Origin of the sequence: Rhodanobacter sp. FDAARGOS 1247, from assembly GCF_016889805.1 — a bacterium.
In the GTDB taxonomy this organism is placed as follows: Bacteria; Pseudomonadota; Gammaproteobacteria; order Xanthomonadales; family Rhodanobacteraceae; genus Rhodanobacter.
The window spans coordinates 654,734-676,955 of the sequence record NZ_CP069535.1 but is presented as its reverse complement, the minus strand read 5'-3'; the positions used below and the strand labels follow the sequence as shown (position 1 = coordinate 676,955).

Annotated in this window: 18 protein-coding genes; 8 read left to right on the top strand and 10 right to left on the bottom strand. The window is 67.8% G+C overall.

All coding sequences use genetic code 11. The features are described 5' to 3' along the window. Positions 1 to 22: 22 nt before the first annotated feature. The 9 genes from trpD to I6J77_RS02860 all read right to left on the bottom strand — a co-directional run bounded on the left by trpD (position 23) and on the right by I6J77_RS02860 (position 9,746). Positions 23 to 1,093, bottom strand: a complete 1,071-nt coding sequence (gene trpD / locus I6J77_RS02900; protein WP_204110502.1) for an anthranilate phosphoribosyltransferase — start codon at positions 1,091 to 1,093, stop codon at positions 23 to 25. Further along, positions 1,090 to 1,686: an aminodeoxychorismate/anthranilate synthase component II gene (locus tag I6J77_RS02895; protein ID WP_056763738.1), complete on the bottom strand. Its 597-nt coding sequence runs from the start codon at positions 1,684 to 1,686 to the stop codon at positions 1,090 to 1,092. The genes trpD and I6J77_RS02895 overlap by 4 nt, the downstream gene beginning before the upstream one ends. Positions 1,687 to 1,770: 84 nt before the next feature. Then, a complete protein-coding gene (locus I6J77_RS02890; RefSeq protein WP_239309170.1) occupies positions 1,771 to 2,895 on the bottom strand; it encodes an FAD-binding oxidoreductase in 1,125 nt (374 codons plus the stop codon). A 51-nt stretch (positions 2,896 to 2,946) separates the two neighbouring features. Then, entirely contained in the window at positions 2,947 to 4,197 is a 1,251-nt protein-coding gene (locus tag I6J77_RS02885) for a dicarboxylate/amino acid:cation symporter (protein ID WP_204110501.1), read from the bottom strand. Next, positions 4,194 to 4,979: a L,D-transpeptidase gene (locus I6J77_RS02880; protein WP_056718516.1), complete on the bottom strand. Its 786-nt coding sequence runs from the start codon at positions 4,977 to 4,979 to the stop codon at positions 4,194 to 4,196. Before I6J77_RS02880 ends, I6J77_RS02885 begins: the two co-directional genes overlap by 4 nt. A 94-nt stretch (positions 4,980 to 5,073) precedes the next feature. Further along, complete coding sequence (locus tag I6J77_RS02875; protein ID WP_056718503.1) at positions 5,074 to 5,922, bottom strand: MurR/RpiR family transcriptional regulator; 849 nt, start codon at positions 5,920 to 5,922, stop codon at positions 5,074 to 5,076. Further along, the gene (locus I6J77_RS02870) at positions 5,922 to 7,019 is read right to left on the bottom strand and encodes a dipeptide epimerase (protein WP_056763731.1); all 1,098 of its coding nucleotides are present in this window, start codon (positions 7,017 to 7,019) and stop codon (positions 5,922 to 5,924) included. The genes I6J77_RS02875 and I6J77_RS02870 overlap by 1 nt, the downstream gene beginning before the upstream one ends. Before the next feature lie 145 nt (positions 7,020 to 7,164). Next, positions 7,165 to 8,568 carry an SH3 domain-containing protein gene (locus tag I6J77_RS02865; RefSeq protein WP_204110500.1) on the bottom strand — a complete coding sequence of 468 codons (1,404 nt, stop codon included), beginning with the start codon at positions 8,566 to 8,568 and terminating at the stop codon, positions 7,165 to 7,167. 26 nt (positions 8,569 to 8,594) lie between these two features. Continuing rightward, a complete protein-coding gene (locus I6J77_RS02860) occupies positions 8,595 to 9,746 on the bottom strand; it encodes a DUF819 domain-containing protein (protein ID WP_204110499.1) in 1,152 nt (383 codons plus the stop codon). A gap of 166 nt (positions 9,747 to 9,912) precedes the next feature. Between I6J77_RS02860 and I6J77_RS02855 the strand changes: the two genes are divergently transcribed. The 8 genes from I6J77_RS02855 (at position 9,913) to I6J77_RS02820 (ending at position 21,446) form a co-directional block, all read left to right on the top strand. Then, positions 9,913 to 11,439 carry a transglutaminase-like domain-containing protein gene (locus I6J77_RS02855; protein ID WP_204110498.1) on the top strand — a complete coding sequence of 509 codons (1,527 nt, stop codon included), beginning with the start codon at positions 9,913 to 9,915 and terminating at the stop codon, positions 11,437 to 11,439. A gap of 53 nt (positions 11,440 to 11,492) precedes the next feature. Then, positions 11,493 to 14,492: a TonB-dependent receptor gene (locus I6J77_RS02850; RefSeq protein ID WP_204110497.1), complete on the top strand. Its 3,000-nt coding sequence runs from the start codon at positions 11,493 to 11,495 to the stop codon at positions 14,490 to 14,492. Between the two features lie 82 nt (positions 14,493 to 14,574). Next, on the top strand, positions 14,575 to 15,876 hold the full coding sequence (gene lysA / locus I6J77_RS02845) for a diaminopimelate decarboxylase (RefSeq protein WP_204110496.1): 1,302 nt from the start codon (positions 14,575 to 14,577) through the stop codon (positions 15,874 to 15,876). Beyond that, complete coding sequence (locus tag I6J77_RS02840; RefSeq protein ID WP_204110495.1) at positions 15,873 to 17,084, top strand: dipeptidase; 1,212 nt, start codon at positions 15,873 to 15,875, stop codon at positions 17,082 to 17,084. Before lysA ends, I6J77_RS02840 begins: the two co-directional genes overlap by 4 nt. Before the next feature lie 190 nt (positions 17,085 to 17,274). Further along, complete coding sequence (locus I6J77_RS02835) at positions 17,275 to 18,690, top strand: serine hydrolase (protein ID WP_239309257.1); 1,416 nt, start codon at positions 17,275 to 17,277, stop codon at positions 18,688 to 18,690. A gap of 215 nt (positions 18,691 to 18,905) precedes the next feature. Continuing rightward, on the top strand, positions 18,906 to 19,592 hold the full coding sequence (locus I6J77_RS02830; RefSeq protein ID WP_204111379.1) for a M15 family metallopeptidase: 687 nt from the start codon (positions 18,906 to 18,908) through the stop codon (positions 19,590 to 19,592). 31 nt (positions 19,593 to 19,623) lie between these two features. After that, complete coding sequence (locus I6J77_RS02825) at positions 19,624 to 20,679, top strand: serine hydrolase (protein WP_204110493.1); 1,056 nt, start codon at positions 19,624 to 19,626, stop codon at positions 20,677 to 20,679. Continuing rightward, entirely contained in the window at positions 20,679 to 21,446 is a 768-nt protein-coding gene (locus I6J77_RS02820) for an N-acetylmuramoyl-L-alanine amidase (RefSeq protein ID WP_204110492.1), read from the top strand. Before I6J77_RS02825 ends, I6J77_RS02820 begins: the two co-directional genes overlap by 1 nt. Here I6J77_RS02820 and I6J77_RS02815 read toward each other — a convergent pair. Beyond that, the gene (locus I6J77_RS02815; RefSeq protein WP_204110491.1) at positions 21,436 to 22,176 is read right to left on the bottom strand and encodes a hypothetical protein; all 741 of its coding nucleotides are present in this window, start codon (positions 22,174 to 22,176) and stop codon (positions 21,436 to 21,438) included. The genes I6J77_RS02820 and I6J77_RS02815 overlap by 11 nt on opposite strands. Between the last annotated feature and the right edge of the window lie 46 nt (positions 22,177 to 22,222).

The window sequence follows — 22,222 nt, the reverse complement described above, 5'->3', positions numbered from 1 at the left end:
GCGATGGCGACGTCGGCGAAGTTCAAACGCCCACGGGCACCAGGCCGGAAAGTCGACGGGTGACCGCCACGAAGGCCTGCATTTTCGCATGGGCGGCACCGCTGGCAATCGTGGCGCGGGCCAGCTCGATGCCGTCGGCGATCGAGGCGACCACGTCGGCGGCGTACAGCGCCGCGCCCGCGTTGAGGCAGACGATGTCGTGCGGCACGCCGGCCTCGCCCTGCAGCGCGCCCAGCAGCATCGCCCTGGACTCTTCCGCGTTCTCCACCCGCAGGTTGCGGCTGGACGCCATCGCCAGGCCGAAGTCCTCCGGCTCCACCTCGTACTCGCGCACCACGCCGTCGCGCAGTTCGCCGACCAGGGTCGCCGCGCCCAGCGAGATCTCGTCCATGCCGTCGCGGCCCCACACCACCAGCGCATGCCGCGCGCCGAGCTGCTGCAGCGCGCGCACCTGGATGCCGACCAGGTCGGGATGGAACACGCCCATCAGGATGTTCGGGGCGCCGGCCGGGTTGGTCAGCGGGCCGAGGATGTTGAACAGCGTGCGCACGCCCATTTCCTTGCGCACCGGCGCCACCACCTTCATCGCCGGATGATGGTTCGGCGCGAACATGAAGCCGATGTCGGTCTCGGCCATGCACGCGGCGACCTGTGCCGGCGCCAGCTCGATCGACGCGCCCAGCGCCTCCAGCACGTCCGCGCTGCCGGACTTCGACGACACGCTGCGACCGCCATGCTTGGCGATGCGCGCGCCGGCCGCCGCCGCCACGAACATCGAGGCGGTGGAAATGTTGAAGCTCGACGCACCGTCGCCGCCGGTGCCGACGATATCCAGGAAATGCGGATGTGCCGGCGCCTCGACCTTCGCCGACAGCTCGCGCATCACCCGCGCCGCGCCGGTGATCTCGCCCACGGTTTCCTTCTTCACCCGCAGGCCGGTGATGATCGCCGCCGTCATCAGCGGGCTCACCTCGCCGTTCATGATCTGGCGCATCAGCGCGATCATCTCGTCGTGGAAGATTTCGCGATGCTCGATCAGCCGTTGCAGGGCTTCCTGCGGCGTGATCGTGATGGTCTGCACGCTGTCGTTCATGCCGCTGCCCGCAGCGGCTGTCCCAGGAAATTGCGCAGCAGGTCGTGGCCGTGCTGGGTCAGGATCGACTCCGGATGGAACTGCACGCCCTCGACCGCCAGCGTCTTGTGGCGCAGTCCCATGATCTCGTCGATCGAGCCGTCCGGATTTTCCGTCCATGCGGTGACTTCGAGGCAATCGGGCAGCGACGACTTCTCCACCACCAGCGAGTGGTAGCGCGTCGCCTCGAACGGATTGGGCAGGCCGGCGAACACGCCCTGGCCGCGATGGATCACCGGCGAGGTCTTGCCGTGCATGATCTGCTTGGCCCGGATCACCTTGCCGCCGAACACCTGGCCGATCGCCTGGTGGCCCAGGCACACGCCGAACACCGGGATCTCGCCGGCCAGCTCGCGCAGCACGTCCAGCGACACGCCCGAATCATCCGGCGTGCCGGGTCCGGGCGAAATCATGATGTGCGCAGGCCGCAGCGCGCGGATGCCGGCGACATCCAGCGCATCGTTGCGCACCACCTTCACCTGCTGACCCAGCTCGCCCAGGTACTGCACGAGGTTGTAGGTGAAGCTGTCGTAGTTGTCGATCATCAGCAGCATGGGGGCATCGCTTCGTGGCATTGGCGCAGTGCGTCATGATAACCACAGTGCGTCTGCCGCGCCCGCGCCGACGGGGAGCCCGGCTCAGCCGCGCGGGGCCAGCATCGCCGCCGACAGCCCCGCATCCACCAGCGGCGCCGGCAGCGGCAGGCCCAGCGCCAGGTGGGCGCAGGCTTCGCCCATCGCGGCGCTGGTCTGGATGCCGTAGCCGCCCTGCGCGGCGACCCAGAAGAAGCCGGGCGCATCCGTTGCGAACCCGCCGACCAGGTCGCCGTCGGCGACGAACGAACGCAGGCCGGCCCAGGTGCGGCGGGGCCGGCGGATCGTCATCGTGGTCGCCTGCTCGATGTTGTGGATGCCCAGCGCGATGTCGTATTCCTCCGGCTGCACGTCATGCGGCTCGACCGGATCGGCGTTCGCGCACGAGCCCAGCAACAGGCCGGCGTCGGGCTTGAAATAGAAGGTTTCGCTGAAGTCGTTGATGAAGGGCCAGCGCGCGGTGGCCAGCGCCTCGGGCGGATCGAACACGAAGGCGGAGCGCCGCTTCGGCACGATGCCCAGCGGCGCCACGCCGGCGAGCCTGGCCACCTGGTCGACCCAGGCGCCGGCCGCGTTGATCAGCAACGGCGCGCGGTACGCGTGCTCGCCAGCCTCCACGCGCCAGCCGCCGGCATCGCGCTCGATCGCCCGGATCGCCACGTCCACCCGCAACTGGCCACCGCGGGCACGCAGCCCGCGCAGGAAGCCCTGATGCAGTTCGTTGACATCGATGTCGGCCGCGCCCGGCTCGTGCAGGCCGATCTGCGCAAACTCCGGCCGCAGCACCGGCACGGTGGCCTGCAACTGCGCTGCGTCATGCAGCTCGATGTCGCGCGTGAACGGCCGGATCGCCTCGTACAACGCGCTCACGTCATCCACCTGCGCCGCGTTGCCGACCAGGGTGGCGCCGCGCGGACCGAGGATGGGCTCGGCGGCGAAACCGGCCGGCGGCGAGGCCAGGAACGGTCGGGTGGCGCGGGTCAGTGCACGCACCTGGGCCGAACCGTAGGTTTCGCTGAACAGCGCCGCCGAGCGGCCGGTCGAATGCATGCCGGCGTAGGACTCGCGCTCCAGCACCAGCACGCGCGCATGCGGCGCAAGGAAGTAGGCGACCGAGGCGCCGGCCATGCCGGCACCGATCACGATCACGTCGGTTTCGATCAGATCCATTTCGAGCTCGGGGTTGAAGATGGGGGAATGGGGAACGGGGAAAGCGGGGTTCTAGGGCTCTGCTTCGCCATTCCCGACTTGCCGTGACTGACGATTGACCACGCTGGTGGCGGCAAGGTCGCCGGTGACGTTGCCCAGGGTGGCCAGCGCGTCGGGAATCGTGTCCACCGCCAGCATCAGGCCCAGCGGACTGAGCGGCAGGCCCATCGCCTGCGCCACCGGCAAGTTGGTGGCGACGAAGGTGACCTGCCCCGGCAAGCCCACCGAGCCCAGGCTGATCACCACCGCCAGCAGCGCGCCGGCCAGCAGCTGCGCGGTGGACAGGTCGACGCCGTAGGCCCAGGCGATGAACACCGCCGAGGTGACGTACTGCACCGGGCTGGTCAGGCGGAACAGGCTCACCGCCATCGGCAGCACCAGCGCGGCCACCTGCTTCGGATAACCAAGCCGGCGGTCGGCGCTTTCCAGCATCGCCGGCAGCGAGGCCAGCGACGACTGCGTGCTGATCGCCACCACCTGCGCCGGCACCAGCGCGGGCACGAAGCGGCGCAGCCGTTCGCCGCCGAAGAACAGCGCCACCGGCAGCATCATCACGGTGACCGACAGGTACAGCAGGCATTCCACCAGCACGTAGACACCCAGCGCGCTGAGCATGCCCAGCCCGGAGCGGGCGCATACGGAAAGGATCAGCGCGAACACGCCCAGCGGCGCCACCCACAGCACCCAGCGCACGATCACGATCATGGCGTCGGCGATCGCCTGGAAGAATTCCACCAGCATCGCGCGACGTGCCGGCTCGATGCGGGTCAGTGCGAAACCCAGGAACAGCGCGAACACCACCAGCGGCAGCATCGCGCTCTGCGCCGCGGCCATGATCGCGTTGCTGGGCACGATCGCCACCAGCGTATCGATCCAGTTCGGCGCCGCCTGCGCGGCGGCCGGCACGCTGGCGTGATCGAGCGCCACGACCAGGGCGGGATTGTGCGGAAACAGCGAGAACACCAGCGGCGCGGCCAGCGCCGCGAACAGCGCGCCGCCGGTCAGGATCAGCAGGAAGGTCACGATCGCCCGCCGCGCGATGCGCCCGGACGCCGCCGCGTCGCTGGCGGTGTTGACGCCCACCACCACCAGCGCCAGCACCAGCGGCACCACGGTCATCTGCAGCGCGTTCAGCCACAGCTTGCCGATCGGCTGCACCACGTTGGCCACCTGCAACGCCGCGGTTTCGTTCCAGCCGGCCAGCAGCAGGCCGATCACCGCGCCCGCGGCCAGTCCGGTCAGCACACGGGACGTCGCACTCATCGGGCGGCATCCGTGGCGGCGATGGCCGGCAACTGCCACGCCGTGCGCAGCCGCTCGTACTCGCCCTGCGGCAGCAGCACGAACACCGGGTGATCTTCCGGCTTCAGCCACCCCAGCAGCGACTGCATCACCGCGGGCGTCATCGCGGTGCAGCCGGCGGTGGCGTCGCTGGGTGACTTCCACAGGTGGGCGAAGATGCAGCTGCCGGCCTGCGGAACGTTCGCGGGGTTCTGCTCGATCACGAAGCCCATGCGGTAGCGCTGGTCGCCGTGCGCGTGCAGGTCGCGCCGCATCGGCTCGGTGGAACCCTTCACCGCCGCGGCGCCGACCACGCTGGCGTCGACGATGCGGTTGTAATGCTTCGCGCCGCTGACGTCGACGCAGTATTCGGTGGCGTTGAGCGCCAGGTACGGCATCGCGGTGTCGACGCTGGCGGCATAACCGAAGCTGTCGCCGATGCGGAACACCCCGGCCGGGCTGCGGTTGTCGCCCTCGCGCTTGACCGGCCCGCCGGCGTCGGCCTGCGGCGCGTTCAGCCCCAGGCCCCAGCCAGCACCGTTCTTGCCGATGGTCACCGGCACCGCGGCGCGCACCTCGCGCCAGCCATCGCCTGCCCGCGCGAACGTGCGCAGCGTGCCGTGGTCCACGTTCCAGCCGGCCGTGGTCACCACGATCATCTGGCGCGCGTCATGCCACGGCGTCTTCGCCGTGCCGGCGTGCGCGGCGCCGGCGAGCGTGACGGCGAACGTCAACAGGGCAAGGGTTCGGCGGTTCACAGTCATCGGCTTTCCACTCGGCAGGTCATCGTCACGCAACATGTTGTGGGAGGCCGCGCGGGCGCCGCCTTTGCAAATCCCTAATCCCGAATCCCCGCCCTCAAGGCTCCAGCATCAGCTGGATGCGATCGAGGTTGGCCAGCAGTTGCGCGTGCCGGTCGTCGCCGCCTTCGCACAGCTGCACGAACAGGCCGTCCAGCAGGTGCTGCAGCGCCGACTGGTACAGCAATGGCTGGATGTACGGCAGCTCGTCGTGGGCGGACACCACCAGGGCGAGGTCGGCCAGCGTGCGCAGCGGGTTGGCGGTGTGCCGGGTCACCGTGATCACCTGGCCGCGACGCTCGCGGAAGTAGCGGGCGATCTTGCCCAGCGCCGGATGGTTGCCGTGCTCGGAGAACACCAGCAGCACGTCGCCGGCGCCGGCGACGGAGATGTTGGCGGTCATCCGCGCGGTGTCGAAGTTGTGCACGGTGAGGATGCCCAGCAGCGACAGCCGCAGCGCGAAGTTGCGCGCGTAGATGTCGTCCTCGCCCAGGCCGATGATGAACACCTTGCCGCTGCGGCCAGCCTGGGCGATCGCCTCGGCCACCGCCTGCAGCGTTTCCGGCGGGTTGATCAGCCGGGTCGCCTCCTCGGCCTCGGACTTGCGCCGCCACAGGGTCGAGCCGCCGGCATCGCCGTCGCTGGCCGTCGCCAGCTGCGGCGCGTCGCCGTTGTCGGCGCGGGCGATCGCCTCGCCCACCGAATACTTCAGGTCGGGATAACCCTTGAAGCCCAGCTTCTGGGTGAACTTGACCACGCTGGACTGGCTGATGCCCAGCGCATTGGCCAGTTGCTGCGAGGAGTAGTCGCGCAGCAGCTGCGCGTTCTCCAGCACGAAGTCGGCGATGCGCCGCTCCACTGCCGACATCTGGTCGCGTTCCGAACGGATTTTGACCAGCGGCGACATCAGTCTTCGATCCTCTCCAGGCCCCGTATCTCGCGGATGCCCAGGCCGGGTGCGTCCGTCACCGAGATCTCCGATTCGTTGAAGATTACCCCACCGTCGACCGGGTTGAACTGGCCCAGCGAAGGTCCGTCCAGGTCGATCTTGGTGATCACGTCGGCCTTGGCCACCGCCACGTGCACGGCAGCCGCCACGCTGATGCTGGTCTCCAGCATGCAGCCGATCATGCATTCGATGCCGTGCATGCCGGCGATGTCGGCGATGCGGATCGCGTTGGAGATGCCTCCGGTCTTCATCAGCTTGATGTTGATGATGTCGGCCGCGCGCAGGCGGATCAGCTCGATCACCTCCATCGGGCCGAACACGCTTTCGTCGGCCATCACCGGCGTGTGCACCCGTTCGGTGACGTAGCGCATGCCGGCCAGGTCGCGCGCCTTGACCGGCTGCTCGATCAGCTCCAGCTTGATGCCGGCGTCTTCCAGCGTCTGCAAGGCGTACACCGCCTGCTTGGCGGTCCAGCCCTGGTTCGCGTCCAGCCGCAGCAGCGCGCGGCCCTCGACCGCGGCGTAGATCGCCTTGACCCGCTCGATGTCGACGCCGATGTCCTTGCCGACCTTGATCTTCAGCGACTCGAAGCCGCGCTCCACCGCCGAGATCGAGTCGGCCACCATCTTGTCGATGTAGTCGACGCTGATGGTGATGTCGGTGGTGATCACCGGATCGCCGCCGCCGAGCAGCTTGTACAGCGGCGCGTTGTAGAGCTGGCCCCACAGGTCGTACACCGCGATCTCCACCGCCGCCTTGGCGCTGGTGTTCTTCTCCATCGACGACTGGATCAGCTGGGTGATGTGGTTGAGGTTGGCGATGTCCTGGCCGATCAGCCGCGGCGAAATGTAGTGCCGGATCGCGTCGATGATCGAGCCGTGGGTGTCACCGGTGATCACCGCGGTGGCCGGCGCTTCGCCATAGCCGATCTCGCCGCTGTCGGTGTGCACCATCACCACGATGTCTTCCACCGTGGAGACGGTACGCAGGGCCGTCTTGAACGGGGTCTTCAGCGGCACCCGCAGCATGCCGAACTGGATGTCGGTGATTTTCATGATTTGACGTGCTCTGATCCTGTGCGATGACACTTCACGACGTCATTCCCGCGCAAGCGGGAATCCATCTTGCCCCTGACCCGAAAAGCAAAGTGGATTCCCGCTTGCGCGGGAATGACGCCGCGAGAGAGTGAGTGGACTTCCTTCATGGCCGGATGCGCACGATGCTGGTCATGCGGTCGACAAAGGTCTGCTTGTCGTTGTAGAGCATCGGCAGCAACGGCGTCACCGATACCGCGTTGAGCTTGACGCGGGCCTTGCTGCCATCGGCCTTGCGATAGCTCATGCCGCCCACGTCGTGGATCACCCAGGGCTGGCCCTTGTACTGGCCGATCACCATCATCACGTGGCCGGGGATGTAGACCAGGTCGCCCACCTGCAGTTCATGCGCGGCCTTGAGGCGCGCCTCGCGGCTGTCCTTGTCGGTGAACAGCCGATGCTCCAGCGCCGGGCTGATCGACTGCTTGCTGGTATCGCGCGGCATCTGCACGCCCATGCTGCGATACACGTCGGAAACAAAACCGCTGCAGTCGCGGCCGTCGTAGGCATGCCCCCAGCCATAGCGCTCGCCGAGGAACTTGAAGGCCTGGTGGAGGATGTTGGCCGGGGTTAGCGGCAGGTAGTCGCCGGCCGTGTCGGTGTTCTTCTGCAGCAGCGCGGGCGAGAACTGCAGCTTGCCGGCGGCATCGCGCCACGGCAGTTCCAGCGTGTACGCGGCGTACGCCGTCTGCCCGTTGACCGGCTGGTCCGGCGCCAGGCCGCTGGCCAGCGGCACGCGCGTGCTCATGTCCAGTTGCAGTTGCGACAGCTCGGGGCGTTCGCGGGTGAACACCGTGCGCTCGCTGGCTCCGGTGATCACCCGGTACGGCGACTTGTCGACGTAGCCGAAGACCTGCGCCGCGCTGCCCTCGGCCACGTTCTCCGCCTTCGTCCACGCGGCATAGCGCGGGCTCAGCACGAACAGCCACCGGCCGTCGGCACTGGCATGGGCGATCACCACCGGCACGCCGGGGAACTCGGCGGTTTCCTGGAAGCGGTCGATGTCGGTGTCATCGTTCGAGCTGAACACGCGCAGGTCGGTGGGAAACGCGCGGAACGCGGCGCGCTGCACGATCAGTCCGTAACGCGTGGGCTGGCTGGCCGGGACCTTGTCCAGGGCGAGATCCGCCACCAGCGCATCGAGCCTCGTCGACGGCACCGGCTTGCCCTCGACGTCGTAGCGCTGGCGCGTGGGGCGCTCCGAAACATGCGTGATCCAGCCACTGATCTGCTCGCGGGAGAGCGTGGCCGGCAGCTTGCGCAGGTCGTGCATCGACGGATCGAGCTGCAGCAGCTTCGCGTTCTCCGCCTCGATCGTGGCGCGATCCATGATCACCCGGTCGGGCTGCGCCTGCAGGCCGATCCAGAACTGCGGGGTCAGCTGCGCCTCGCCCACGCCCAGCACGCCCGACGGCGGTATCGTCAGCGCGTCATTCGCCTCGCGCGCCTGCAGCGGTGCGCCGGCGAAGGCGAAGGCAAGCACGCTGGCGGCAATCAGGGAAAATCGCATCGTTCAGGTCCTGTATCGAATACGCATCACGGTAGCGCCAGTGCCGACATGATCGTCGCCACCAGCAAGCCGAAGCCCGTGCCCAGGATGTAACCGAGCAAGGCCAGCAGGATACCCACCGGTACCAGCGCGGCCGAGTAGCTGGCCGCCAGGATCGGCGTGGCGGCCACGCCGCCAATATGCGCCAGCGAGGAGATGCCGCACAGGTACAGATCGAAGCGGAACAGCTTGGCAAAGCCGACCAGCAGCACCGCGTGGATCGCGATGACGGTGACTCCGCACAGCAGGTACAGCGGTGCCGCGGCGATCCCCTGGAAATTGCTCTGCGAGGCCAGCACCGCCACCACGCTGATCAGCATCGCGCTGGAAATCGTGCCGGCACCGGGAAACCGCGCCAGCGGCGTATGCGCCACCACCAGCCCGCAGCCGGTGGCCAGCAGGATGGTCCAGGTGGTGGCGCTGACCATGCCCGACACCGGCAGCCAGCCGGCCAGCCAGCCCGACAACGCCGCCACTGCCAGCGCCATGCCCAGCCACAGCAGCACGCTGTCGTAGGTGGTCGGCGCGCTGGTCTTCGGCTCGGCCAGCGGGATGTCGCCGCTGGACTTGGCCCGGGTCCAGCGGTTGAACGCCGGCGCCAGCCGCGCCACCGAAAACAGCACCACCACCCACATCGAGTAGCAGAGCGCGTCGGTCAGCAGCGACATCGCCAGCAGGTCGTCGGGCATGGCGATCGCCTGCTTCACCGCGATCATGTTGGCGGTGCCGCCGACCCAGCTGCCGGACAGCGCGGCCAGTGGCTGCCACTGGTTGCCCGGCAGCCAGTGGCGATAGATCAGGAAGCTGGCGATGAAGGCCACGAACAGGCTGACCGAGGTGCAGGCGAACACGCCCAGCACGCGCGGCCCCAGCCGCCAGATCGCGCGCAGGTCGCAATTGATCATCAGCAGGAACAGCAGGGCCGGCACCATGTGCGACACCAGCATCGACTGCGCCGCCTTGATCTCGGCATTGACCTGCCACAGCCCCGACACCGCCAGCGCGGTGACCAGCAGGTAGGTCAGCACGATCGGCGGCAGCACCGAAAAAATCTTCCAGCCGAAGCGGCGCTCGATCGCCGGAAACAGTCCGGCGACCAGCAACATCAGCGCCAGATAAGGCCAGACCGTATGGATCACGTGCACCCCCTCGTGGATCGTTTGCGGGCATCCACAGGCTGGCGGTTTGCGGCCAGCAAGGAATAGCTGATTCTTGTTGATTTCAATCGAAGCATAAATTATTGACCAGCATTTGCAAGCGTGTTACACAACCGTTTCAGGGGTTCAATCGCGGGGACGTTTGTCGATGGATACGTTGCTACCTGTCGCACCGGTAACACGTCAGCCCACACGCGGGCTGCGCCTGACGGCGTGCCTGTTCGCCCTGCTGCTTGGCAGTTCCGTCGCCTTCGCCGGCGTGGATGCCAGCAACGGAACCACCGCCCCCATCATCGCCCAGATCGATGCCGGCCATTTCCAGGCCGCCGAAGCGGCGATCACCGCCGCGCTGGCACAGCCCGGCGTGCCGGCCGACACGCAGCACGAACTGGCCTTCCAGCGCGAGCGCATGCGCCGCATCCTGCTCGACTTCACCCTGAGCGCGGACGACGTCGAGGCGCGCGTGCGCAAGCAGATCCCCGACCTCACCGACGCGGAATTCGCGAAGTGGAACGCGGCCGGCCTGTTCGAGCATCAGCTGATCGACGGCAAGACACTTTATTTTAAGCGTTCGCCGGGCAACCTGTTCCGGCTCAGCGCCGAGGCGGTGGCGCGGCGCGCGGTGCAGACGCCGATCAGCGACGGCCCGATGGAAGCGCTGAACGATCACCAGCGCGCGATCTACAAGGCGGCGCTGGCCGGACATCGCAGCAGCGTGCTGCCGCGCCGCTTGCGCATGACGCAGACGCTGACCGTCGCCGCCGACGCCGTCCCCGCCGGCGAAACCGTGCGCGCGTGGATTCCGTATCCGCAGGCGATACCCGGCCAGCAGGAAGACATCCGCTACGTGGCCAGCGTGCCGGCGCAGCACCGCATCGCGCCCGAGTCCGCGCCGCAGCGCACCGCGTATCTGGAGAAGCCGGCGGTGGCCGGGCAGAAGACCGTGTTCTCGGTGACCTGGGAACTGACCCAGTACGCGCAGTACCACGCGATCGATCCGGCCCGCGTGGTGCCCGCCACGATCACCCCCGAGCTGGCGCCGTTCGTGGCCGAGCGCTCGCCCCACATCGTGTTCACCGACGCGATGCGCGCGTTCTCGCGCAAGGTGGTCGGCGACGAGAAGAACCCGTACCGCATCGCGCAGAAACTGTTCGCCGCGGTCGACCGGATTCCCTGGGCCGGCGCCCGCGAATATTCGACGATCTCCAACATCAGCGACTACGCCCTGCACGCCGGCCATGCCGACTGCGGCCAGCAGACCCTGTTGCTGATGACCCTGCTGCGGCTCAACGGCATACCCACGCGCTGGCAGTCGGGCATGGTGTTCTCCAACGACGGCAGCGGCTACAGCAACATCCACGACTGGGGCTTCGCCTACCTCGCGCCCTACGGCTGGGTGCCGATGGACGTCACCACCGGTCGCCTGCATCCGTCGCCTGCGGACGACCCGGCGCTGGAATGGTTCTACCTCGGCGGGCTCGACGAATACCGCATCGCCTTCAACAGCGACTACGACCGTCCGTTCCAGCCGGCCAAGCAGCAGTTCCGTTCGGACAACGTGGACTCGCAGCGCGGCGAGGCGGAATGGCGCGGCGGCAACATCTATTTCGATCAGCTGGATTACGACTTCGACTGGCAGCTGCTGCCGGCGGCGCAGGGACGCAGCGGCAAATAACAGAAAGCCTTCAATAAACATGGCATCGACGGCGTCGATGGGGAGATGGGGAAATGAGCAACAGTCGCAGCTTGCGCAGAACCGTACTTTGCATGGCGCTGGGCCTCGGCCTGGGGTCACTGGCCGCGCCGGCGGCCTTCGCCGGCAACAATGACGGCTCGGTGGTGGGCCATGCCCAGGCCGGCGCGGTGATCACCGCGGTGAATCCGGCCACCGGGCTGACCCGCACGATCACCGCCGACCAGCGCGGCAACTACCGCTTCCCGTTCCTTCCCGTCGGTGACTACACCGTCAGTGCCAGCGTGAACGGCCAGCCGCTCGGCCAGCCGCGCACCGTCACGGTCAGCCTCGGCAATGCCACCACGCTGGACCTGGGCGCCTCGCCCAATGCCACCGAACTGTCGGCGATCCAGGTCACCGGCAACGGCCTGCCGGTGATCGACGTGACCTCGACCGAGTCGGCCACCAATGTCTCGCGCGCCGAACTGGTGCGCCTGCCGGTCGACCAGAACGTCACCTCGGTGGCCCTGCTGGCGCCGGGCGTGGTCAAGGGCAACGCGGGCTTCGGCGGCATTTCCTTCGGCGGTTCGTCGATCGCCGAGAACGCGTTCTACGTCAACGGCCTCAACGTCACCGACTTCTACAACCGCAACGGCTTCTCCGAAGCCCCGTTCGCCTTCTACGACCAGTTCCAGGTCAAGACCGGCGGCTATTCGGTGGAGTTCGGCCGCACCACCGGCGGCGTGGTCAATGCCGTGGCGCGCTCGGGCACCAATGAGCTGAAGGGCGGCGTCGAGATCACCCTGGAGCCGGGCAACTGGCATTCGCGGGCCGACGACCAGTACGACGCCGACGGCCATCGCTACATCACCGCCAGCCGCGACCAGGGCTCGCTGGTGAAGACGAACGTCTGGGCGTCCGGCCCGATCATCAAGGACAAGCTGTTCATCTTCGCGATGTACGAAGCCCGCGGCAGCAGCCCGCGCAACACCAACGACGCGGGCAACACGCTCACCTCGAACAGCGCCAACACCGGCTTCTGGGGCACCACGATCGACTGGAACATCACCGACAGCAACGTGCTGCAGCTGATGGCCTTCTCCGACAAGAACAAGAACACCGGCGACGTCTACAGCTACGACTACGACAGCAACACCGTCGGCCCGCTCACCAACAAGGTCTTCAGCGATACCGGCGGCAAGGACTGGGCGCTGACCTGGACCAGCTACCTCACCAACGACCTGTCGATGAAGCTGATGTACGGCCGCAACGAGCGTGAAGCGTTCACCCGCTCGCAGCTGGACATCGGCTGCAACTACGTGTCGGGCAACAACGCCTTCCTGCAGCTCCACGACCCGGGTGTCGCGCTGGGTTGCACCAGCAATTCCACCGTCTACGATCGCAACGACGTCCGCAAGCAGGCGCGCGCCGACTTCGAATGGACGCTGGGCGACCACCTGCTGCGTTTCGGCTACGACCACGAGAACGACACCTCCGACTACAGTCGCTACTACGCCGGGCCGGGCGCGTACTACTACAACCTCTATGCGGCCAGCGCCGGCTCGACCATCCCCAACGGCGGCGTGATGCCGGCCGGCTACGACTCCTACATCCGCGCCCGCCGCTACGAGATCTCCGGCACGTTCACCACCAAGAACGCCGCCTACTACATCGAGGACAACTGGCAGGTCAGCCCCAACCTGGTGCTCAACCTCGGCGTGCGCAACGACAGCTTCGACAACGAGGATGCGGCGGGCCGCAGCTACATCAAGATGGATCGGCAGATCGCCCCGCGACTGGGCTTCTCCTGGGACATGAAGGGTGACGGCAGCGCCAAGCTGTTCGGCAACCTCGGCCGCTACTACCTGCCGGTGGCCAACGTGATCAACATCAAGCAGGCCGGCGGCCTGCTCGACGAGCGCACCTATTACGCGTTCGACGGCTGGGACATCCAGACGCTCAACGGCGTGGAATACGCCGTGCCCAAGCTTGGCCCGCAGATCGGGGCGGTCGACGATTCGCAGGGCGACGGCACCGTCGGCGACCTGCGCGCGGAAGTCGACCATGACATGGACCCGGTCTACCAGGACGAGGCGATCCTCGGCTTCCAGCAGCTGATCAGCTCGCAGTGGTCGTGGGGCGTCAAGGGCACCTACCGTCGCCTGCACAACGCGATCGACGACATGGAGATCAGCGCCACCGCCCAGTGCGGCGAGGATGGCTACATCGGCTGGGTGATGGCCAATCCCGGCCAGAAGGTCACCGTCTGGGGCGACACCAACTGCGACGGCGACGCCGATGGCTACCTCACCGTCGACACCTCGAAGGAAGGCTGGGCGATGTACGACGCCGACGGCAACTACCTGGGCCAGCGCGGCTGGGTGAAGCCCAAGCGCACCTACGCCGCCGTCGAACTGCAGCTGGATCGCGCGTGGGACGAGAAGTGGTCGATGAACGCCTCGTACACGATGTCGTGGAACCGCGGCAACGCGGAGGGTCCGGTCAACTCCGACACCAACTTCGACGACACCGGCCGCACCGAGAACTTCGATGATCCGTGGGTCAACATGGGCGGCGATGGCTACCTGCCGAACGACCGCCGTCACCAGTTCAAGCTGCGCGGCACCTATGCGCTGACCCCGCACTGGCAGCTCGGCGCCGACCTCAACGTGGCCTCCGGCGGACCGATCACCGGCTTCGGCGTGGGCAATCCGTACGACGGCACCAACTACCACAGCTACTTCATCTGCGTGGACAACTGCGACTCGCCGACGTCCGAGGACCGCGTCTACGAACGCTCGCCGCGCGGCAAGTACGGCCGCCTGCCGTGGACCTACAACCTTAACGCCGGCATCACCTACGTGAAGCCGTTCGATGGCGGCGAATTCCGGGTGAAGCTGGCCGTCTACAACCTGCTCAACCAGAAGCGCACCACGTCGGTGGACCAGGATCTGCAGACCGACATCTCCAATGAAACCAGCAGCACCTTCCGCCAGCCGCTGGGCTTCCAGTCGCCGCGGTTCACCCAGCTGACCATGTCCGTCAACTTCTGATCGACCTCCCCGATCGCGGCCCGCCAGCTGGCGGGCCGCACTTTTTTGAAACCCTCCTTTTCCGAAAGACGGCGTACCTGCCATGCTTCCGCAAACCAGCCGTCCCGCATCGCCGGCGCCGATCTCCGAAACCACCGACGAGTCCCGCCTGTTCGATGGCGTCGACCTGCCACGGCTGGCTGAACGCATGGGCACGCCGCTGCACGCCTACTCGGCCAGCGCGATCCGCCAGCGCATCGATGAACTGCACGCCGCCCTGCACGGGCTGGACGCACTGATCTGCTACGCGGTGAAGGCCAATTCGAACCTGGCCATCCTGCAGCTGATGGCGAATGCCGGCGTGGGCGCCGACATCGTCTCGGTGGGCGAACTGCGCCGTGCGCTGCATGCAGGCATTCCCGCCGAACGCATCGTGTTCTCCGGCGTCGGCAAGAACGCCGACGAGATCGCCGGCGCGCTGAACGTCGGCATCCAGCGCTTCAACGTGGAATCGCACGACGAACTGCTCACCCTGCAACGCGTGGCCCGGGCCCAGGACGTGGTGGCGCGCGCCGCGGTGCGCATCAACCCCGACGTGGATGCACAGACCCACGCGAAGATTTCCACCGGCAAGTCGGAGAACAAGTTCGGCGTCAGCATCGACGAGGCGCGCCGCTGGTTCGCCGAGCGCAAATCGCTGAGCCACGTGCAACTCGATGGCCTGCACGTGCACATCGGCTCGCAGATCCTCAGCGTCGAACCGTTCAGGCTCGCGCTGCAGCGCGTCGCCGCGTTCTGGCGCGAACTCGAACAGGCCGGCCACCCGATCCGCAGCATCGACGTCGGTGGCGGGCTCGGCGTGTGCTACCGCGCCGGCGTGGATCAGCCGGTGGCCGCCGCCGACTACGTGGCCGTGATCCGCGCCGCGCTGGCCGGCTACCACGGCCGCCTGCTGCTGGAGCCCGGCCGCTACCTGGTGGCCGAGGCTGGCATGCTGCTGACCCGGGTGATCCGGGTCAAGCCGGGCGAGCAGCGCCAGTTCCTGGTGCTGGACGCGGCGATGAACGACCTGCAGCGCCCCAGCCTGTACGACGCCTGGCACGACATCGTCCCGGTCATCGACGAGGGCCGCCCCGTCACCACCTATGACATCGTCGGCCCGGTCTGCGAAACCGGCGACACCTTCGCCCGCGGCCGCGAGTTGCCCCGCTGCGAAGCAGGCGACCTGTTGCTGATCAGGGCCACCGGCGCGTACGGTGCATCGATGGCATCCACCTACAACTCGCGACCGCTGGCCGCCGAGGTGATGCTGCAGAACGGCCGCTACGCCATCGTGCGGCGCCGCCAGCACTTCGAGGAAATGATTGCCGGCGAGCAGCCGGCCCGCCAATGGGAGACCGCATGAACACCATCCTCCGCCTTGCCCTGCTCGCCGCACTGGCCACCAGCACCGCCGTATCGGCGCAGCCGGCACAGGACCCGCCGGTCACCATCGACAGCCACGTCGACATCCCGTTCAACTACATGGGCGAGCCGCGCTTCGACGTCGGGCACGACACCCGCCTGCTGGTCGACCTGGGCAAGATGGAACGCGGCGGCCTCAACGCGGCGTTCTTCGTGATCTGGGTGCCGCAACACCAGCTCGACGCCGCGGGCTACGCCAAGGCGGTGCAGCAGGCCAGCCAGAAGTACGACGGCATCGGCCGCATGCTGATGATGTATCCCGACCGCATCCGCCTGGCCACCACGCCCGAACAGCTGCTGGCCAACCACAAGGCCGGTCTGCTCTCGGCCACCATCGAGATCGAGAACGCCTACTCGCTCGGCCACGACATCCGCCGCCTCGACGCCGCCTTCGATCGTGGCGCGCGCTCGGTCGGCCTGGTCCACGTCGGCAACAACGACCTGTGCACCAGCTCGCTGCCCGACACCGAACACGGCGAGCCGGCGATGAACAGCGCCGGCGACCAGGGCATGAGCGACTTTGGCCGCGCCGTGGTGAAGCGCGCCAACCAGCTCGGCATGATGGTCGACATCTCGCACGCCTCGGACAACTGCGTGCGCGACGCGCTTAAGGCCTCCGCCACGCCGATCATCGCCACCCACTCCGGCGCCCGCGCCGTGCTCGACCATCCGCGCAACCTGCCCGACGACCTGCTGCGGGCGATCGCCGCCAAGGGCGGCGTGATCGACGCCGTGGCCTACAAGGAATTCCTCAAGAAGGATCCGGGCCGCGAGGCCGCGGAAAAGAAACTGCAGGACGCCGTGGCGAAGAAGGCCGGCGAAAAGGCATACGACAGCGACAGCGACGACTACCGCCCCGAGATGGAAGCGGGCATGGCCGAGATCCAGAAGAAATATCCGCTGGCCACGCTGGACGATTACGTGAAGCAGATCCGCCACATGGTGAAGGTGGCCGGCATCGACCACGTCGGCATTTCCTCCGACTTCGACGGCGGTGGCGGCATCACCGGCTGGAAGGACGCCAGCGAAACCCGCAACGTCACCGCCGCCCTGCGCAAGGCCGGCTTCAGCGACGCGGACATCGCCAAGCTGTGGGGCGGCAACCTGTTGCGCGTGTGGGGCGAGGTCGAGCGCCATGCACAGCACTGATCAAGCTCTGCTCCCTCCCCTGCGACCGAAGGAAGTCCCTGTGGGGCGCAGCAGGGGAGGGTTGGGGTGGGGTGCTCTTGTGCTTACGCTCCTGCTCGCCAGTTCCAGCGCCATCGCCCAAACCGCCAACCCCGCCTACGACAAGATCGTCGACGCCACCATCGCCCGCTACCACCTGCCCGGCATCGCCGTGGGCGTGATCGAGAACGGCAAGGTCGTCTACACCCGCACTGCCGGCGAAACCGTCGCCGGCTCCGGCCAGAAGATCACTCCGCAGACGCTGTTCAAGATCGCCTCCAACAGCAAGGCGATGACCACGGCCCTGCTCGGCCGCCTGGTCGACCAGGGCAAGCTGCGCTGGGACGATCCGGTGACGAAATACCTGCCGGAATTTCGCATGCACGATCCGTGGGTCACCGCGAACATGCGCGTGGCCGACCTGCTCACCCACTCCAGCGGCCTGCCCGAAGGCGGCGGCGACCTGATGCTGTGGCCCGAGCCGAACGCGTTCACCCGCGCCGACATCATCCACGGCTTGGCCTTCATCAAGCCCGGCTACAGCTTCCGTTCGCAATACCAGTACGACAACCTGCTCTACGTGGTGGCCGGCGAAGTGGCCGCCGCCGCGGGCGGCGCGTCGTACGAAACGCTGATGCATCGCGAAGTGTTCGCGCCGCTGCACCTGGACCGTTGCCAGGTCGGCGCGTGGAACCGCGACGCGGTGGGCGACGTGGCCACGCCGCATCGCCGCGACGGCGATCGCAACGTGCCGATCCCGGAAGCCGCTGCGATCCCGGCGATAACCTCCGCGCCGGCCGGCGGCATCCGCTGCGACCTCACCGACATGCTGAGCTGGGCACGCAACTGGCTGGTGCCGACCCACGCACAGTTGCAGTGGCTGTCGCCGGTGCAACGCGACGTGCTGCAGGCGCCGCACATGCTGATCCCGGTCTCCGCGCAACGCCGCGCCTGGGACAACTCGCACGTGATGGCCTACGGCTACGGCTGGCGCATGACCGACGTCGACGGCCAGTGGCTGGTCTGGCACACCGGCACCCTGAACGGCATGTACTCGATGCTGGCCCTGCTGCCCGATCGCAACAGCGGTTTCGTGTTCATGATCAACGGCGAGGCGGACGATGCACGCACCGTGCTCGGCGAGATGCTGACCAAGCACTTCACCGCGCCCGCCGAACCGCGGGACGTGAACTGGTACGCCGACGCGCTGGAGCGGCGGGCCGCGCAACGCCCCGCCGACGCCACGGCGCCGGACACCTCGGCACAACGCCCGGCCACCACGGCCGAACTCGCTCCGTGGACCGGCTCATACCGCGACCCGTGGTTCGGCGACGTCTCGCTGTGCCCGCGCGACGGCAAGGTCCGTTTCGCCGCCGCCAAATCGCCTTCGCTGACCGGCACCGTGATGCGCCTGGGCGAGCGCTACCTGGTGCACTGGGACGGCGGCGAGCTCGATGCATGGCTCGATTTCCACGGCGCTTCCGCAGGCACGCCGGTCAGCTTGCGCATGGCCAAGCTCGATCCGCAGGGCGACTTCAGCTCCGACTACGAAGACCTCGACTTCCAGCGCACGGGAGACTGCCCATGAAGAACGCGCCCCTCGCAAAGCCCCTGCCCCCACTGGCGGGGAAAGGTGCCAACTGCGAAGGCAGGATGCCGAAGCGGACGGCGAAGCCGGCCCGAAGGGCGTGCCGCAGGAGCGGCACGCAAGGCGGATGGGGGGCTTTGGGTCGGCGTGTGCCCCCATCCGCCCTCCGGGCACCTTCCCCCGCCAGCGGGGGAAGGAAGATCGTGCTGGCCTTGATGCTCTGCCTCTGCATCGGCAGCCTCCACGCCCAGGACAAACCCGCCCTGTCACCCGCGAAAACCGCCGCCGAAGCGAACCTGGTCGACATCCGCACGCTGGTGCCCGACATGGCCGAGGACATCAAGTACGCCGGCAGCGACAATTTCATGGGCACGCCGGCGGACGGCTATCGCGCCCCGGCCTGCCTGCTGCTGCGCCCGGTCGCCGAAGCGCTGGCGCGGGTCGAGCGTGACCTGCGCACGCGCCACCAGCGCCTGAAGATCTGGGACTGCTACCGCCCCGCCCGCGCGGTGGCGCATTTCGTGCGTTGGGCCCACGATCTTTCCGACCAGCGCACCAAGCCGCAGCACTACCCGCGGCTGGACAAGTCCGAACTTCTGCACGGCTACATCGCGGAAAGCTCGGGCCACAGCCGCGGCGCCACCATCGACCTGACCATGCAACAGTGCGCCGCCGACGGCGGCCACTGCGAGCCGCTGGACATGGGCACGGATTTCGACTTCTTCGACGTGCGCGCGCACACCGACACGCCCGACGTCACGCCGCAGCAACACGCCAACCGCCTGCTGCTGCGCGATGCGATGGAGCGCGAGGGCTTCCGCAACTATCCTATGGAGTGGTGGCATTACACCCTCGACCCGGAGCCGACGCCGCACACGCTCTACGACGTGCCGGTGCAATGATCCGAAACCCGCAGCGCAAAGGCGACATGCCATGTACAAACCCCTTGCCAGCCTCGCCGTTGCCGTCCTGCTCGGCGGCTGCGCCTCCGGCACCAAGCCGGTCGATCCCACCGATGCGCTGATGGCGCGCTATGCCGGCGACGTGCCCGGCGCCTCGCTGCTGGTGCTCAAGGACGGCAAGCCCATCGTCAGCCGCAGCTACGGCCTGGCCAATCTCGAGGACCATGACGAGACCACGCCGGTCACCAACTATCGGCTCGCCTCGGTGAGCAAGCAGTTCACCGCGGCGGCGATCCTGCTGCTGGCCGAAAGCGGCCGGCTCCACCTCGACGATCCGGTGCGTCGCTGGCTGCCCACGCTGCCGGAGACGGACTCCGCCGTCACCCTGCGCCAGCTGCTGACCCACACCGGCGGCCTGGTCGACTACGAGGACCTGATCCCGCCCGGCACCACCGACCAGGTCAGCGACAACGACGTGCTGCGGATGCTGTCGGCCACCTCGAAGAGCTATTTCGCGCCAGGCACGAGCTATCGCTACAGCAACTCGGGCTACGTGCTGCTGGGCCTGGTGGTGGAGCGTGCCTCCGGCATCAGCCTGCCGCTGTACCTGCAGCAGCACATCTTCCGTCCGCTGCACATGGACCACACCCTGATGTACATGAGCGGTGGTCCCGAAGTGGAGCATCGCGCCTACGGCTACAGCGAAGAGAACGGCAGCTGGACGCGCACCGACCAGAGCATCACCAGCGCCACCCGCGGCGACGGCGGCATCTATTCCTCGGTCGAGGACATGGCGAAGTGGGACGCCGCGCTGTACGACAACCGCCTGCTCAGCGACGCTTCGCGCCAGCTCGCCTTCAGCCCGCACGTGAAGGTCACCGGTGAACCGTACGAGGCCAGCTACGGCTACGGCTGGCGCATCACCGGCGACACGCTGTGGCACTCCGGCGAAAGCATCGGCTTCCGCAACGTGATCGTGCGCTGGCCGAAGCAGCACCTCACCGTGATCCTGCTCAGCAACCGCAACGAGCCGGAGCCGTACCGCACCGCGCTGGCGATCGCGCAGCCTTACCTGCAGGAACCGTGATGTCCCGTCCGCTCCGTTTGTCGTGCAGCGTCGCCGTCCTGGCGCTGGTCGCCCTGCTCGCCGCCTGCGCCCACGCGCCGCCGCGCAACCCGCTGGCGACCTGGGTGCCCTCGCCCAACCACGACATCCGCCGGCCGGTGCTGATCGTGGTGCACTTCACCAACCAGCACTCGGCGCAGGAAAGCCTGGACACGCTGCGCACGAAGAACAGCGGCGGCCCGGTGAGCTCGCATTACCTGGTGGGCAGCGACGGCCACATCTACCAGCTGGTGTCCGACCAGTTGCGCGCCTGGCACGGCGGTGGCGGCCACTGGGGCACGATCACCGACATCAACTCCGCCTCGATCGGCATCGAGCTGGACAACGACGGCCATTCGCCGTTCGCCCAGGCGCAGATCGACAGCCTGTTGCGCCTGCTCACCGACCTCACCACGCGCCTGCACATCCCACGCACGCAGATCATCGGCCACCAGGATTTCGCGCCCACGCGCAAGGACGATCCCGGCCCGCTGTTCCCCTGGCCGCAACTGGCTGCCGCCGGCTTCGGCTTGTGGCCGCAGGGTGAACTGATCGATCCGCCCTTAGGCTTCGATCCGTGGATGGCACTGGGCCTGGTCGGCTACCCGCTGGAAGACCGCGCCGCGGCGGTGCGCGCGTTCCACAACCACTACCGCGGCATCGGCGGCGACGCGCTTGACGCGCAGGATCTGCGCATTCTCTACAACCTGGCGCAGATCGTCGAACGCGGCACGCCGCTTACCGACTGAGCGTTTCCGCGGGCGGCTCGGCGATCCGCCGGAGATCGGACGCCGCGCCCTCGAAGCGCGGCATCACGGCCGGCGTGGCAGCCCGCGGCGGAAACGCCAGCACCTGGTCGGTATAGGTCTCGATCAGGGCGCTGAACGGCCGGTTGCCTGCGTCATACAACAGCGCGCGATGCTGCAGGATCGCGTGGGGAATCGCCTGCGTGCCGGCTGCCGCGGACACCGACCACAGCACCCGTGCGCTCAGTGTTTTCCGCCGGAAATGCAGCGGCCGTACCACCTTGCCGAACGGCACGTCGCTGGTGTCGAGCTGGTGGTTCATCGCCGCGGTGAGGCGATCGGGCAGATACCAGTTGTCCGCCTCCGACAGCACATGGTCGCCGCAGGCCAGTTGCACCCGCCGGTATTTCACCCGCTGGTCGGCTCCCGCCATCAGTTGCGCGCGCAGCTCGGGCGGCAGCGGCTTGTCCACGCCGCGCACCCGATGCGCCACCACGCGCGCCGGCGACGCCATCCGATGCGCGGCGCACCAGCGTTCGAGCGTCAGCGTGGCGCTGTCATGGCCGAGCAGGTCGGCATTGAGGGTTTGCAGCATCCGCTGCGCCTGCATCCGTCCCTGCGGCGTATCACGCCAGCCACCGGCAACCGGTTCGCGCGCGATGGCGGCGCTGCAGGCCAGCAGCAAGAACAGGGCAACCGGGGTGGCACGCAGCAGCGATCGAGTCATGGTCATGTGTCGCGCGCCTGCCGCACGGGCAGCGACGCGCGAGTCCCGGGGA